Annotated in this window: 12 protein-coding genes; 8 read left to right on the forward strand and 4 right to left on the reverse strand. The window is 59.9% G+C overall.

Annotation, left to right across the window (positions count from 1 at the left end; translation table 11 throughout):
• Positions 1–143: 143 nt before the first annotated feature.
• A complete protein-coding gene (locus HMPREF0573_RS05110) occupies positions 144–1,475 on the reverse strand; it encodes an LCP family protein (RefSeq protein WP_041797976.1) in 1,332 nt (443 codons plus the stop codon).
• On the reverse strand, positions 1,472–2,929 hold the full coding sequence (locus HMPREF0573_RS05115; RefSeq protein WP_004007400.1) for an LCP family protein: 1,458 nt from the start codon (positions 2,927–2,929) through the stop codon (positions 1,472–1,474). Before HMPREF0573_RS05115 ends, HMPREF0573_RS05110 begins: the two co-directional genes overlap by 4 nt.
• 96 nt (positions 2,930–3,025) lie before the next feature.
• Between HMPREF0573_RS05115 and HMPREF0573_RS05120 the strand changes: the two genes are divergently transcribed.
• Positions 3,026–3,952, forward strand: coding sequence for a glycosyltransferase family 2 protein (locus tag HMPREF0573_RS05120; protein ID WP_013189095.1), 927 nt, complete (start codon positions 3,026–3,028; stop codon positions 3,950–3,952).
• Here the strand turns inward: HMPREF0573_RS05120 and HMPREF0573_RS05125 are convergent.
• Positions 3,906–4,358, reverse strand: a complete 453-nt coding sequence (locus HMPREF0573_RS05125) for a DUF2304 domain-containing protein (protein ID WP_004007398.1) — start codon at positions 4,356–4,358, stop codon at positions 3,906–3,908. The two genes, HMPREF0573_RS05120 and HMPREF0573_RS05125, sit on opposite strands and share 47 nt — an antisense overlap.
• A gap of 1 nt (position 4,359) precedes the next feature.
• Complete coding sequence (locus HMPREF0573_RS05130; RefSeq protein WP_013189096.1) at positions 4,360–5,094, reverse strand: glycosyltransferase family 2 protein; 735 nt, start codon at positions 5,092–5,094, stop codon at positions 4,360–4,362.
• Positions 5,095–5,314: 220 nt separating this feature from the next.
• Here HMPREF0573_RS05130 and HMPREF0573_RS05135 point away from each other — a divergent pair, with 220 nt between their 5' ends.
• The 7 genes from HMPREF0573_RS05135 (at position 5,315) to HMPREF0573_RS05165 (ending at position 14,715) form a co-directional block, all read left to right on the forward strand.
• Positions 5,315–7,633 carry a cell wall-binding repeat-containing protein gene (locus HMPREF0573_RS05135; RefSeq protein ID WP_013189097.1) on the forward strand — a complete coding sequence of 773 codons (2,319 nt, stop codon included), beginning with the start codon at positions 5,315–5,317 and terminating at the stop codon, positions 7,631–7,633.
• Positions 7,634–7,776: 143 nt separating this feature from the next.
• Positions 7,777–8,409: an acyltransferase gene (locus HMPREF0573_RS05140; RefSeq protein ID WP_004007394.1), complete on the forward strand. Its 633-nt coding sequence runs from the start codon at positions 7,777–7,779 to the stop codon at positions 8,407–8,409.
• 32 nt (positions 8,410–8,441) lie between these two features.
• Complete coding sequence (locus HMPREF0573_RS05145) at positions 8,442–9,542, forward strand: DegT/DnrJ/EryC1/StrS family aminotransferase (RefSeq protein WP_004007393.1); 1,101 nt, start codon at positions 8,442–8,444, stop codon at positions 9,540–9,542.
• 116 nt (positions 9,543–9,658) lie between these two features.
• The gene (locus HMPREF0573_RS05150; protein ID WP_013189098.1) at positions 9,659–10,645 is read left to right on the forward strand and encodes a Gfo/Idh/MocA family protein; all 987 of its coding nucleotides are present in this window, start codon (positions 9,659–9,661) and stop codon (positions 10,643–10,645) included.
• 149 nt (positions 10,646–10,794) lie between these two features.
• Positions 10,795–12,027 carry a glycosyltransferase gene (locus HMPREF0573_RS05155; protein ID WP_013189099.1) on the forward strand — a complete coding sequence of 411 codons (1,233 nt, stop codon included), beginning with the start codon at positions 10,795–10,797 and terminating at the stop codon, positions 12,025–12,027.
• A gap of 76 nt (positions 12,028–12,103) precedes the next feature.
• Positions 12,104–13,180, forward strand: coding sequence for a non-hydrolyzing UDP-N-acetylglucosamine 2-epimerase (gene wecB, locus HMPREF0573_RS05160; protein ID WP_041797978.1), 1,077 nt, complete (start codon positions 12,104–12,106; stop codon positions 13,178–13,180).
• A 170-nt stretch (positions 13,181–13,350) separates the two neighbouring features.
• Positions 13,351–14,715 carry a nucleotide sugar dehydrogenase gene (locus HMPREF0573_RS05165; RefSeq protein ID WP_041797979.1) on the forward strand — a complete coding sequence of 455 codons (1,365 nt, stop codon included), beginning with the start codon at positions 13,351–13,353 and terminating at the stop codon, positions 14,713–14,715.
• The last annotated feature ends 33 nt before the right edge of the window (positions 14,716–14,748 follow it).

Below are 14,748 nucleotides of genomic sequence, written 5' to 3' on the forward strand. Positions count from 1 at the left end.
GTGACCCCCCAAGTCGCGCGAGACCTCCGCGAGCGATACCCCGCCCAGCGCGGCTCTTCGCGAGCGACACCCCGACCGGCGGGGTATCTGAAACGAGCTATACCCCACCCGGTCAGTTGTCTAAATGAGCAATAACAGCAGATTTAGAACTGCGGGGTCAGGTCGGCAGGGGTGAGGGTCCCGTTACGCAGCCCTTCCCAGAAGGCGGGGGTGCGGTTCTCGTCCAGCTTCACCGTCGACCCCACACCACCACCGGGGTTGTAACCGAGAGACGCAATGGGTGGCACCCCCTGCAGACCGGCGTCCCCGGCCTTCCGCAGTGCCAGCGCGAGCCGAGCAATGTCAATCGTCTGAGTGGAGCGGTCAACTGTCAGCGCCGCCGCGCCCGCATCTGCCAGTGCCACTTGCCGGGCCGGATTAATCAGTACTTCCGGGCTCAGCGCTTTCTTTAGGGTAGAGCTGATGACCAGGCGTTGACGTTGGGTGCGCCCGATGTCACCCAGTGGGTCGGCGTAGCGCATCCGCGCAAATAGCAGGGCGGTCGTCCCGTCTACGTCGTGACATCCGGCTTGCCAACTGAGCCCGGAGACCCGGTCGGAAAATGTCTGGTCCCAGCACAGGTTAATCCCGCCGACCCCGTCGACGACCTGGGAGACCCCGTTGAAACCGATTTGCACATAATGGTCAACGGTCAGTCCGGTCAAGCCTTCGACGGTGGAAACCAGCAGCGCCGGACCTCCCTCGGAAAATGCGGCATTGAGCTTGTTATGACCGTGACCCGGAATCTCGACATAGGAGTCGCGGGGCAGGGAAACAATCATGGCGGTGCCGTTGGCGGCTTGGTGTACCAAAATGATGGTGTCGGAACGCTGACCTTGCACTCCGAGGCTGGCTTCGGCAGTGCCCTCGCGAGAATCCGAACCGGCGATGAGCCAAGTCGTGCCGGGCGTGTCGGCGGTCCCGCTCAGGGCGTCGGTGCGACCTATATTCGTATTGACCCGATTGTTCAGGAACAATCCCCAAAATACAATCGCCAAAACCATCGCTAAAAGCAGGGTCAAAAGGGTGAGGAAGATACGTTTGGACCAGCTACGAGTGTGGATAGCGCCGGAATGGGGAGGCTCGGCGGACAGATAGGACTCCGAACCGGGCACTGTGGGGGCGGGCTGGGGCTGGAAAGACTCCGCGGGGCGTACGCCGGGGGTGCCGGGGTAGTGGTTCGCTGCGGAACCGGGGGCATAAGAGGCTGGTAGCGCCAAATCCGTATAGCTCAGCCCCTGGTGTTGCGTCGCAGGTGTGGCGGAACTGCCTACCACCACAGCAGTGCGCAAATCGGGGCGGTTGGTCCCGTTGGGGTTGCTGGGAAAAGCCGGGTAAGTCGGCTGATTCGCTGCCTGGTGCCGAATTTGGGGAGAGTTGTCGGGGTGAGGGTGAGACTGGGAACTGCCTGGCGGAAAAGACGGTGGCAAGGTCATTGCGCGGATTCCTGCCCCATGCTGCTGTCTCCGGATGCCTCCCCGGCAGGTGCATTGTGCGCGGAGTTTCCTCCGACCTCGCCGGTACTCACCGAGTTTGAATTGGGGGCAGTATCGGCGCCGCGCGCCGGAGTTTCAACGTTGCTGGCAGAGTTGCTGCTCGCGGAGCCTCCCACGGGTTGCCCGGCGTGTGCAAAGTTCGTCCCGTTTGCCCTGCTCGTCGCGGTCGTCCCCCGCGAAGGTGCCCCTCCCGCGCGACCGGTGCTACTCCCTTGTGCCGGAACGGAACCCCCGGAACTGGCGGAATCCGGCGAAGGCGAGGATGTCGCGGTCTGTTCGCTGGGCTGGTGAAGGTTCCCGTTCATGTCCTGGTAGGGGAACTCGGGGGGAACCGGCTGGTCTAAACGCAACGCATCGAACATATTCGGGGCATTGTATGCCACGGCGACGCGTGCCCGATCCGGAGCGTATTCCCCAAACGGCAGAGTGTAAAAGCGGATGTTATCAGGTTTGATTTTAGCCAAGGAAAATGCCAATCCGCCCAGGTTTTTAGCATTGCCGAAGTTCTCAGAGGTGGTGAGGGATTTCATTCCTGCTTTGAGGAACGCATAGAGCGAAGGCAAATCGGTCAGCATGTTACGGCTCTTGGCTTCCTTCATCATGGCTCCGACCAGCTTTTGCTGGCGACCAATCCGGGAAATGTCCGAGCCGTCTCCCACCCCGTAGCGGGCTCGAGCAAAACCGAGTGCCTGTTGGGGATCCAAAGTGTGGCAACCGGCGGGCAAGTCGATGGCGCCTTTGCTGTCTTTCATCTTTTCATCCAGGCAAATCGGCACCCCGCCCAAGGCGGCAACCATATTTTCAAAGCCATCAAAGTCAACGACCACAAATTCATCTAGGAAAATCCCGGTCAGCTGTTCGACAGTTTTCATGGTGCAGGCAGTAGCGGCAGCTACGTCTTCTTCCTGTCCCAGCAGCGCAAAAATGGAGTTGAACTGGACATAACCTGGGCTGGCGGGTTCAGTCTTTCCGTCAGCGCGCAGACAAGCCGGTCGCTTTACCATCAGGTCACGCGGAATCGACATGACCTCTACCCGGGTGCGATCCGCGCTAATATGCGCCACCATAGTGGTATCGGAACGCATTCCGGTAACCAGCCTGCCGTTTTCGTCGTAATCTTTCTGGGCTCGATGATCAGACCCGATTACCATCACGTTCAAGTCACGGTTGGCGAAATTGTCCCGTGGATTTTTCTTTTCGTGACGATTCTGGTCCAGAAATTTATTTACGTTGGCTTTTTTGGTCCAAGAAGAAATATCTGCGTTGACCATGCCCGCGAAACTCAGGCTAAAAACTGCCAAGAACATGAACACCAGGCTGAAAATGCGCAGTCCCCGCCGCGGGCGGGTCAGAGCGGCAGCGTGCGTGGCAATAGGGTGGTGCTTTGATGACACCAAGCCATTGTAGACTTAAGTGTCGGGTATTTCCTGGTACGGCTGTGCCAGACCCGATGATTTTTCTAGATTTTGTGCGCCCGGGAAGGAAAGTACGTGTCGAGTGTGTCCGCCACCCCCCCCAACCCGACTCCGGCATTTGGCGACAGTGACTCGGCTATTCGCTTGGTCACGGTCGCTTATCACTGCGGGGAGGGAATTCGCGGGCTGCTGCAGAGCTTAGCGACAGCATCTTCCCGGTCGATTCACGCCGTCGTGGTGGATAACTCAGAGGCTCCCGACCCCGCGGTGGTGGCAGCTTGTCAAGAATTCGGGGCGGAATACCGTTCCTTGCCTAACAATCCGGGATTCGGGGCAGGTAGCAATTTTGGTTCTGACTTCGGAGGAACGGAGCCGTGGCTGGTGTTCGCCAACCCAGATTTGCGCCTGACCCCCGGCGCTGTGGATGCCCTGATTGCCGCTGCTGCAGCCCATCCCGAGGCTGCCCTCATCGGTCCGGCGCTGGTGGACGAAACCGGCACGCGCTATCCGACCGGTCGGTCTTTTCCCTATATTTCTATAGGGATTGGTCACGCGCTGCTGGGACGAGTGTGGCCGGGAAACCCGTGGACTCGCCGGTATTGGGGATCATCTTGGCGCGGGACGGACTCGGCCGCGGTTGATTGGCTGAGTGGGGCGTGTATCCTGCTGCGCCGCGCGGATTGGGAACAACTGGGTGGCTTTGACCCGGCATACTTTATGTACTTTGAGGACATGGACCTGGCTTGGCGGGCGCGGCGTTTCCTGGGACGCGGGGCGCTGTTTGTGGGCAACGCCGTAGCAATACACGAGCAGGGCGCCACGACAGGGGACAAGACGCTGGGGGCAGGAGCGAAACGCAACCTGCGTGCCTTGCGGGCTCATCACGATTCGGCGCGGATTTTCTTAAATCGGCTCTATGCGGGTCGTCCCTCTGTGTTGCCGTTGCTGAGATTGATTAGCTGGGGTCTGCGGCTGCGGTATTGGGTTTTGGCTCGTCATTAGAGTCGTTGTGACGGGCCTCGGACAGGGCCAACGCCCGAGTCAGTTCAGTCAGGCGCGCCTGCACCGCGATGTTGTAACGCCACTGCACCAGCCAGGTTGCCAACACCACTATGACCAGCAGATACAGCAGTAAATCGGTACCTCTGCCGACACCGAGGAACGTAGCGACTGCGGAAATCACTGGCGGATAGATGATTGCCACGGCTGCCAAAATCGCGAACAGCAGTGCCAAGATACGTCGCATTGCCAGGTCGCGGGCGCCTTGCAGCCGAGACACGTAAACCAGCCCCACCCCAACCACCAGGAGCAGGACGACCTTGATACCCCACTGACCGGCGGCGACTCCAGCCAGCAATGTCGGAACCGAGACGGGAACCAGCCCGGCCACACTTGTGAAAACGTCCACGTTAACGCACCCCCATCAGCAAATCCATGACGATGTTTATTGAGTTCCACAGGGACTGCCCCTTGGCTTTGGAATAGTCGGTGTAGCGGATGTGGACTGGCATTTCCGCCCACGGCAGCCCGCTTTTACCCAGTTGTGCCACGATTTCAGAAGCGTGGGCCATGCGGTTTTGTTTCAGGTTTAGGGTGCTGGCAGCCCGGCGCGAGAGCAACCGCAACCCGTTGTGTGCGTCGGTCAGGTTCATGTGGGTCGTGCGAGCGGTAGCCCAGGCAGCGGTTTTTAAGACGATGCGTTTGATTCGTCCCATTTCTTGCACGTCAGAGAGGAAACGGGAGCCAAAAATGATGTCTAAGTCCTCCGCTTTGGCGCGCTGCCACATTTCGGTGACGTCAGAAGTGAGGTGCTGACCGTCGGCGTCGAAGGTGGCGACATAGGGTAGGTCAGTGGCTTGCAAATAGTAAGTGATTCCGGTCTGTAGGGCGGCCCCTTGACCGAGGTTGATAGCGTGAGTCAGGACCGTGGCGCCAGCGGCGCGAGCCAGGGCAGCGGAATTGTCGGTGGAACCGTCATCGACACAAATGAGGTGCGGGAAAGTCTGTCGGGCTTCCTGCAAGACCTCGGTGATGACGGGACCCTCGTTATAGATGGGTATCACTAAAGCGACCTCTTGAGCCGCAGGCTGGTTTGGTGATGGCTGCGGCACAGCTTGGCTGGTGTCCTTCCCTGTTTCGTGCACCTTTATATTGTGTCATTTGAGGATGAAATCAGTGAAAGCGTATTTTGGAACCGAGAGAGCTGCGGTGGATAGCTGCAGCTGCGTTACTATTGTTGCTGGTGTGAAAATTAAGCATCAAAGCATATCAAACCGTGAGATAATTTTGGATTTTTTGTAAAAATCTCTGGACAGAGATGATTAAAATAGTCATGCTAAATTGCAGCACCGATGGGAGGAACTTATGCGCAAACGCGGCATCATGTGGTCTTTAGTAGTATTGAGTCTGTTGGCGAGTCCGGCAGCGGTGGCAGTGGCAGCGGAACGGGACAGCGGTATCACCGATAAAGTCAGCTCTAATTTTGCGAGCCACGCAACTCTGGACACTCTGGGTGACTCGGAGCTAAACCAGAAAACGGCAGCTTTCCAAGCCTCCCAGCGAGGCGAGGTACCTTTGTTTGACAGTCGGGGTATGCTCCGGTCCTCGCACCACGAGGTTGCTGCCAACACTGGCCCGACAGACAAACTCGTCTCCACTGTGAAAGTGCAGGCACCCGTGGCGCTGATAGCAGCCCGGTGGTCACCTCGCGGTCCGCAGCCCCTGGTGGTAATGGGGCGTTATCTGCAAGCCGGAACCTGGAGCGAGTGGCAAACCATCGGCGACGAATTCGATTCCACGAAAGACGACAAGCTGAACGTGACGGAACCCTGGATTTTGACCAACGTCGCGAAAGCGCAAATCGCGGTGGTAGTCCCGCGGGGGGCGAAACTGCAGCCCACCGTAGAAGTGATTGATTCCCAAACCAGAGCCGAGGACCACGCTTATGCGACCGTGGAAACGGGAGACACGAACGCATTTGTGTCTGCCGGAGTGAAACCTGGCATCGCCACCGGTCCCGATGGGGGCAAGGAAAAGCCCAACAAAACTAATGATGCTGGTAAACAGGTCATTCCTCCCGACCCGGCGCGAAACGCTTGGACCAATGTCCCCGCAACGGGACGTCCCGCCACGGTTTATTCCCGAGCCGACTGGGGAGCGAACGAGTCTTGGATGGGATGGAGACTCCGGGCAGGCGCGGTCCGCGGAGCAGTAGTGCACCATACCGCCACGGGAAATAACTATTCCCCCGGTGACGTTCCGGCTATCCTGCGTTCCATTTATCGCTATCACGCCATCAGTCTGAAGTGGGGTGACATCGGCTACAACGTGCTGGTGGATAACTTTGGTCGCGCTTGGCAAGGGCGTGCGGGTGACTTCTGGTCCTCCAACATCGTCGGCGGGCACGCCTATGGTGTAAACAGCACGACTTTCGGGATTTCCGTGCTGGGCAACTACATGGAATACCGCCCCTCGGACGCGGCTGTAGATACGGTGGCGCGCGTCGTGGCTTACAAGTTGCGTCCCACCGGTTTGAATCCGTTGAATCTGCGAACCAACATCCGTAAAGACGGACACGATTTTCTGGCTCCGGTAGTTTCCGGGCACCGTGACGTCGGGGCTACCGCCTGTCCGGGCAACGCCTTTTACGCATTCTTGCCGACGCTGCGACAAATGGTGGCGTACTACGTTTCTGAGCCAGGAAACCCCATCGTTCCCCCCGGCCTCAGCCAAGCGCAGCGAAATCAAGCCGGCATGGGTATCCCCACGCTTTTGGCAGGACCAGACCGGGTGGGGACTGCCCTGTCCATCGCACGTTATGCCTTCCCGCAGGGGGCGCGCACGGTTTACGTAGCCAACGGGGTGAACACCGCTGACGCGCTGGCAGGAGGGTCACTCACGGATGGTCCGATTGTGCTGGTGCTGAACAAGCGGGATGCCCAAGCCGCGGTCGCGAAATACGTGAAAGAAGCGAAAGCTACCAAGGTGGTCGCTTTGGGCGGTACCGGCGCGGTCAGTGACGCGGTGCTGAATACGGTGGCAGCAGGAGTGGATACTGACCGAATCGGGGGTCGCGACCGGGTGGAGACTTCTGCCCTCATTGCTCGTCACGCTGCGGAAACCCGACCTGCCAGTGCCGTTTTCTTGGCGGAAATGTCACGAGGGGTAGATGCGCTGGCTGCCGGTTCACTGACCGCCGGGCCGGTCATCTTGGTTCCTACCAACGGCAAGTTGCCGGCGGTCGTGACCCAAACGATTGCGGCGATTAACCCGGCGAAAGTAGTGGCTTTGGGTGGTCCGGGAGCAGTGTCCGACGCGGTTTTGTCGCAAGCTGCCGGCGAGCGAACCAGCGAGCGGGTTTTTGGGGCTGACCGTTACCAGACCGCTCGTGAAATCAGCAAGTATCAGTTCCCCAATGGGTCAGCACATGTCTATCTCGCTTCGGGCACTAACCCTGTCGATGCCGTAGCTGGAGGAGTGCTCAGCGACGGACCGATTCTGCTGTTGCCCAACGCGCTGGGGAATTCTCTGGATGGAGCCACTTCCGCTGAGATTGTGCGTCTCCAGGCGCGCGCTGCCACCGCTTTGGGCGGTCCGGGCGCGGTGTCTGCGGAGCAAATGAAACAAGTTTTCATGACCCTGGACACTATCCCGGCTCCGGCTGCACCAGCCGGTTCCAAATAAGTTCTGACTAGCGGGGGCTCGGGAATAATCCCGAGCCCCCGTTTTTTGCGCCCAAACTATCGGCGGAGTCGAGGTCGCTGAAACCGGAGAGGTCTGAGATTTACCGCATTCCGTCGGGTTCCGTAAGACCCGGTTGGGATAAGATGGAGGAGTTTGATTTGCTCGGAAAGGCAGCTATGGGTCGTATCGTTGAAACCGCCCAAATCGCGCCGTCGGCCTCAATCGGTGCCGACTGCTCGATTTGGGATTACGCCCAGGTCCGCGAAGACGCGGTGCTGGGGGAAAACTGCATTGTGGGACGCGGAGCCTACATTGATGCCGGCGTGAAAGTCGGCGCGAACTGCAAAATTCAAAACTATGCCTTGGTCTATGAACCAGCCATGCTGGAAGACGGCGTGTTCGTTGGACCGGCCGCGGTTTTGACCAATGACCAGTGGCCCCGAGCCATCAACCCAGACGGTACTTTGAAATCCGCAACGGATTGGGAAGCCGTGGGGGTGACATTGCGTCACGGCTGCGCCATCGGGGCTCGGGCAGTGTGCATCGCCCCGGTTACCGTGGGGCAGTGGGCGACAGTCGGTTCCGGCGCGGTGGTCAGCCGCGACGTCCCTGATTACGCCCTGGTGGTCGGCGTTCCGGCTCGCCAGATTGGCTGGGTGGGACGCGCTGGGGTGCGCCTGCAACCAGTGGCGGGCAAGACCGGGCGCTGGCAGTGCCCCGTCACCGGACAGACCTATACCGAAACCGACGGAATACTGACTTTGGACCAAGCCTAAGTACGGCTGAGAAACACAAGCAAGGAGACAATATGAGTAAAGAATTCATCCCCGCCGCGAAGCCGATTATCGGCGCGGAAGAACGCGAAGCAGTGGATGCGGTACTGCGCACCGGGATGCTGGCTCAGGGCAGCGTCGTGGCCGAGTTCGAGCATGTTTTCGCCTCCCAGCTGGGAGCGGGGCGCGAAACGGTGGCGGTCAACGCCGGAACCTCCGCCCTGCTGTGTGGGCTGCTGGCGGCGGGAATCGGGGCAGGAGACGAAGTTATCGTGCCGTCCTTTACCTTTGCCGCTACGGCGAATTCGGTGGCGCTGACCGGGGCAAAGCCCGTGTTCGCTGACATTGAAGCGGAACACTTCTGTCTCGACCCCGCAGCGGTTGAAGCGGCAGTTACACCGAACACTAAGGCGATTTTGCCGGTACACCTCTATGGACACCCGGCTAATATGACCGAGCTGGGTCGGATTGCCCGCGAACACGACCTCATGATTTTTGAGGATGCCTGCCAGGCTCACGGAGCCACCTGGAATGGTCAACAGGTGGGGACATTTGGGACCTTCGGGGCGTTTTCGATGTACCCCACCAAGAACATGACCTCCGGTGAAGGTGGCATGATTACTTCTGAATCCTCTGAACATGCCCGTAAATGTCGTCTGTACCGCAATCAGGGCATGGAAAAGCAGTACCAGAACGAAGTTATTGGCTTTAACCTGCGCATGACGAACATTCACGCCGCAATCGGACGTGAGCAGCTGAAAAAGGTCGCGGGTTGGACGGCGAAACGCCAGGAAAATGCCGCTTTCTTAAGTGCGAACCTGCAGGGGGTGACCGTCCCGGCGATTGCTCCAGAAGCGTCTCACGTGTTCCACCAGTACACGATTCGGGTCAAGGCCGATCGCGATGGGTTTGTCCAGGCTTTGCGCGAGGAGTACCAGATTGGTTCCGGTGTGTACTACCCGATTCCCAATCACCGGTTGCCGTCCCTGTGCCACTTTGCGCCGGGCTTGGACCTGCCCCAGACCGAAGCGGCGGCCCGCGAAGTCGTGTCTCTGCCGGTACACCCTTCCCTGGATCAGGAGGATCTGGAGCGCATCGTGACCGCCGTCAACGCCCTGGTGAAAGCCGGTGCCTAGATAACAACAGCGTGGCGCCGGTGCGTTAGCATGGGGGCGCCGCGTGGTGGTGTGGAGGCGTTTAGAAACGGTCCGGGGGACCGTTTTAGCCGGAACTCAAAGCAGATAGGAAAGTTATGAAGGAAATACGTGTTGGAGTAATCGGAATCGGGAGTATGGGTCGCCACCATGTCCGCAACGTCCGCGAAACCCCCGGCGAAACCCTGGTAGCCGTGGCGGATCCGGCAGGGGACAAGTTCGGTGTGGCAGGAGAGCTTGAGGTCCTGCCTGACGTGACCGCTTTGATTGGCGCCGGTATCGAGGCAGCGGTCGTGGCAGTGCCCACGGCTTTTCACCTGGAGGTGGCGTTGCAGCTGGCTGCCGCGGGTATCCCGGCCCTCATCGAAAAGCCCCTGGCACGTACGGTTGCAGAAGGGGAACAAATCGTGGGCGCTTTCCAGCAATCCAATCTGGTGGGTGCTGCCGGTTATGTAGAGCGCTGTAACCCGGCGTTAATCGAACTGCAAAAGCGGGTTGCTGCCGGCGAACTCGGGGAAGTGTTCCAGATTGCCACGCGACGCCAAGGTCCGTTCCCTGCCCGAATTTCAGACGTGGGGGTCATTAAGGACCTGGCTACCCATGACGTGGATTTGACCGCGTGGATTGCCGGTGCTCGCTATCAATCCGTGTCTGCCCGGACAGCTCGTAAATCCGGCCGCGAACATGAAGACCTGCTGGTTGCCACCGGGGTGCTGGAAAACGGGGTGCTGGTGAACCACATCGTTAACTGGTTCAGTCCTTTCAAGGAGCGCCTGACCACCGTTACCGGTGAAAAGGGCGCGCTGGTCGCGGACACGATGAACTCTACTTTGACGTTCTATGAGAATGGCACCAAGGCTGTGGAATGGGACCAGGTGGCGAACGTTCGCGGGGTCAGTGTGGGGGAAGTAACCCAATATGCCTTGGATCAGCGCGAACCGTTGCGGGTCGAGCATGAGAATTTTGTGGCTGCCCTGAATGGGGACGCCAGCCGAATCGTGCCGCTCACGGACGCGCTGCAGACCCTCAGGGTGTTGGAGGCGATGGTACAGTCACGAGACACGGGGCAAACGGTCGACTTGTAGAGCTGCGAGCCGAACGTGTCGCGGCGCTACTGTCCACCGTCAGAAATCTGCAAAATGTGTCGCTGTGCCACGGCTGGCAGAGCGACACAAGATGGGTTCACGCCCGACCAGCCCCCTGACAAACCGAAAAACGCAGCCAATCCGCCCTTATGAACGCAAAACTGGGAAAGAATAGAGCTATGCGCCTACGTCCTGATGTCACCGTGGTGTCCCGGATTTTTGCCCCGGAGCCGGCCGCGGCCTCGTTCCGGCTCGAAGCCCTAGTGAAAGCCCTGCTAGAACAACGTGCCGCCGTAAGCGTGCTGACCACGATTCCGGCTCCCGGCACTGACCGAGATGCGCGGGCGCAAGTCGAAACGCAAACCGGCGCGGGGGACCTGTTGCACGTCCAACGAGTCCAGGCTAAACGCGACGAAACCGGGTATATCCGCGGCTACCTGCCCTATATGAGTTTTGATATTCCCGCGTTTTTCCGGCTCCTTTGCGCCCCTAGCCCCAGGGTTTATGTCAGCGAGCCACCGCCGACCACGGGGGCGATGCTGCGGGTTTTGGCAGCTCTGAAACGCCGTCCTTACGTCTATTACGCGGCTGATATTTGGTCAGATGCGGCGCAGACGAGCGCTCCGAGCTGGGTGGTGCGGGCGTTGCGGGTGGTGGAACGTTTCGCCCTGCGTGGAGCCGCCACGGTCATCGCCGTGTCTGACCAGGTGGCAGCGCGTTGTCAGGAGCTGGGGGCCCGGCGGGTGGCAGTGGTGGAAAATGGGATTGATACCGAGGTGTTCACCGAGCTAGGTCCTGACCCGCTGCCGGTGGCAGGGTTGAGCGCGGATGAGGTCGCACAGACGGATTGGCTGGTTTATGCCGGTACTGCCTCGGAATGGCAGGGGGCAGAAATTTTTGCCGAGGTGTTTGCGGAAATTGCCCCGAAGTTTCCCCGCGCCCGCCTGCTGTTCCTGGGGCAGGGCAGTTCTTTTGCCACTATGCACGAGATTGCTGCGCGTCTAGAACCGGGGCGGATTCTGTTTGATCAAGTGTCTGCGGAACAGGCCGCGGCGTGGCAGCGTCAGGCGCGAGCTTGCTTGGTCAGTATCAAACCTGGACAGGGCTACGATTTTGCCTACCCGACCAAGGTGCTGGCAGGGCTGGCTTGCGGAACTCCGGTAATTTACGTCGGCGCGGGTCCGGCTGCCGCGGACATCACCGAAAACCAGTTAGGTTTGGCCCTGCCTTATGACCCCGACGTTTTGAAAATGGCACTGACCAGCGTTTTAGAGGGGCGGTTGCGGTCTGGTGAGACGCGAAAGTGGGTGCAGGAGCACCGTTCGTTGCGTTTGACCGGTCAGAACGCGGCACGGGTGGTTTTGGCGCGGATACGTCACTAGATTCCGGCGTCAGGTCCGTGGGGTGCTAGCGGGTCATGCCTAGGTACAGATGCTCCGGGATTGGTAAGTTAGAGACGTGAAAATCATGTCGATTGTGGGGGCGCGCCCCCAGTTTGTGAAACTGGCACCGATTGCGAGGGCGTGCGCCCAGACTGCAGTGGAACACCTGATTGTCCATACCGGACAGCACTACGACCCGATGCTGTCCGAAGTGTTTTTTCAAGACCTGGAGATTCCGCGTCCCGACGTACATCTCAACGTGGGCAGTGCCAGTCATGGGGTGCAAACCGGGCGGATGCTCGCCGAGCTGGAACCGGTCATTGCTGAGGCCCAGCCGGATTGGGTGCTGGTTTATGGGGACACGAACTCGACACTGGCGGGGGCATTAGCGGCGGTAAAGATTCACCAGCGGGTCGCACACCTGGAGGCCGGGTTGCGTTCCTTTAACCGGGATATGCCAGAAGAAATCAACCGGGTGCTCACCGACCACGCCGCGGATTTACTGCTGGCACCCACCCAGGTCGCGATGCAACACCTGGCAGAGGAAGGTTTGCAGAATCGCACGGTCCTGGTGGGAGACGTGATGACTGACGTGCTGTTCACCATCCGCGACCGGGTGCAATCCGGGCAGATTGCGAACCCGATTCCCGCTGAACTCGGCTTGGTGCCCTCTCAATACGCCCTTGCCACCATTCATCGAGCCGAAAATACTGACGATTCGAGCCGTCTCGAGACCGTGGTTGCGGCTCTCGCGGAACTACCGTTCCCCGTCGTGCTGCTAGCCCACCCGCGCTTGCGCGCCAAAGCGGAGGCGGCGGGCGTGAACCTGACCCGTGGAGCCATTCACTTGCACGAACCGCTGGCATATCCGCAGCTGGTAGCGGCAGCGCTGCAAGCCCGCCACATTGTCACGGATTCCGGCGGACTGCAAAAGGAAGCGTTCTTGCTGCGAGTCCCTGCCACCACGGTGCGACCACAAACTGAGTGGGTAGAGACGGTTGAGCTGGGTTGGAATGAACTGGCGGAGCCATCTTCCCTGGTCCAGTCGGCAACCCGACCTCTGCCGGAGCCAACCACCGCCACCCCCTACGGAACCGGTGCCGCAGCGCAAGAGGTCGTGAAGGTCCTGCGGGAGCACGCTGCGCAGAGCTAATTTGCGCCCTTGACCCGGTTTGTCAGCTCGGTTGTGCCGGTCACGGCGCAGGAACTCTTGCCCGCCGGGGGACTCGTCTAGCGTAAAATCAACCGTGGACGGATGGCGCCAAATTCACGCCCAGACGCCCAGAAGACATCGCGAAAGTGTCGCGAAGGAAAGGAAACGCCGTGAAAATCGCTGTTGTGGGAATGGGAAAGATTGGTCTGCCGCTGGCGACGCAATACGCGTCAAAGGGTCATCAGGTCGTGGGGGTAGACATCAATCCGCGCACGGTTGAGTCCATCAACAGTGGGGTGGAGCCGTTTCCAGGTGAGGCTCACCTGGGTGAATACCTGACAAAGCTGGTTCCGACCGGGCAGCTGCACGCCACCACGGACTATGCTGAGGCAATTCCCGGCGCGGACGCGGTCGTAATCGTGGTGCCACTGTTCGTCAATGACCAGACCTGGGAGCCAGACCTCGCGATTATGGACGCCGCCACGACTTCCGTTGGAGAAAATCTCACCGCCGGCACGCTGGTCAGCTATGAAACGACCCTGCCGGTGGGCACGACTCGGCGCCGTTTCCAGCCGATGCTCGAAAAACTCTCCGGTCTGCGAGAGAGCCAGGACTTTTGGATGGTGTTCTCCCCCGAACGCGTGTTGACCGGGAGAGTGTATGCTGACCTGCGTCGCTACCCGAAATTGGTGGGCGGGCTGAGCGCGGAAGGGACTCGGCGCGGTCTCGAGTTCTATCGCGCGGTGTTGGATTTTGACCAGCGCCCCGACCTGCCTCAGCCCAACGGCGTGTGGGATATGGGCAGCGCCGAAGCTGCCGAAATGGCGAAACTGGCCGAAACAACCTATCGGGATGTGAACATCGGGCTGGCTAACCAGTTCGCGCGTTTCGCTGATAGCGCCGGGATCGACGTGATGAAAGTCATTAACGCCTGTAACTCTCAGCCGTATTCCCACATTCACCGTCCCGGCATCGCTGTGGGTGGGCACTGCATCCCGGTCTATCCCCGCCTGTATCTCTCGACTGACCCTGACGCAACCGTGGTGCGTTCCGCCCGGGTGGCAAACTCGGAAATGCCGGGTTACGTGGTGGAACGTCTCGCACAAGCCCTCGCTGAGCAGGGCACGGCGCTGTCCGGGGCAACCGTGGTGGTGCTGGGGGCGGCGTATCGCGGCGGCGTCAAAGAAACCGCGTTTTCCGGCGTGTTTACCACTGTCGCGGAGCTTTCGCGGCGCGGGGCGCACGTGGTGGTGCACGACCCGATGTTTAGTGACGAGGAGCTGCGTGGCTTTGGCTGGGAGCCTTATCACCTGGGCGAGCCGGTCGAAGCCGCCATCCTGCAGGCTGATCACGCCCAATACCGGGAACTGTCCGAGTCGGACTTGCCCGGGGCGAAAGTGATTTTTGACGGTCGCGGCATTCTCACGCCTTCGCGTTTCCCCACCGCGCGCTACCTGCGGGTCGGTGGCGGCGCCAGCGCGGACAGCGACGCGACCACGGCTTTTGCTGGCGCCAAACTGGCGACTGACGCTTAAAGAATCGAACCTGTTTGTTTCTGGTACAGACTG

This window comes from Mobiluncus curtisii ATCC 43063 (assembly GCF_000196535.1).
GTDB classification, from domain to species: Bacteria; Actinomycetota; Actinomycetes; order Actinomycetales; family Actinomycetaceae; genus Mobiluncus; species Mobiluncus curtisii.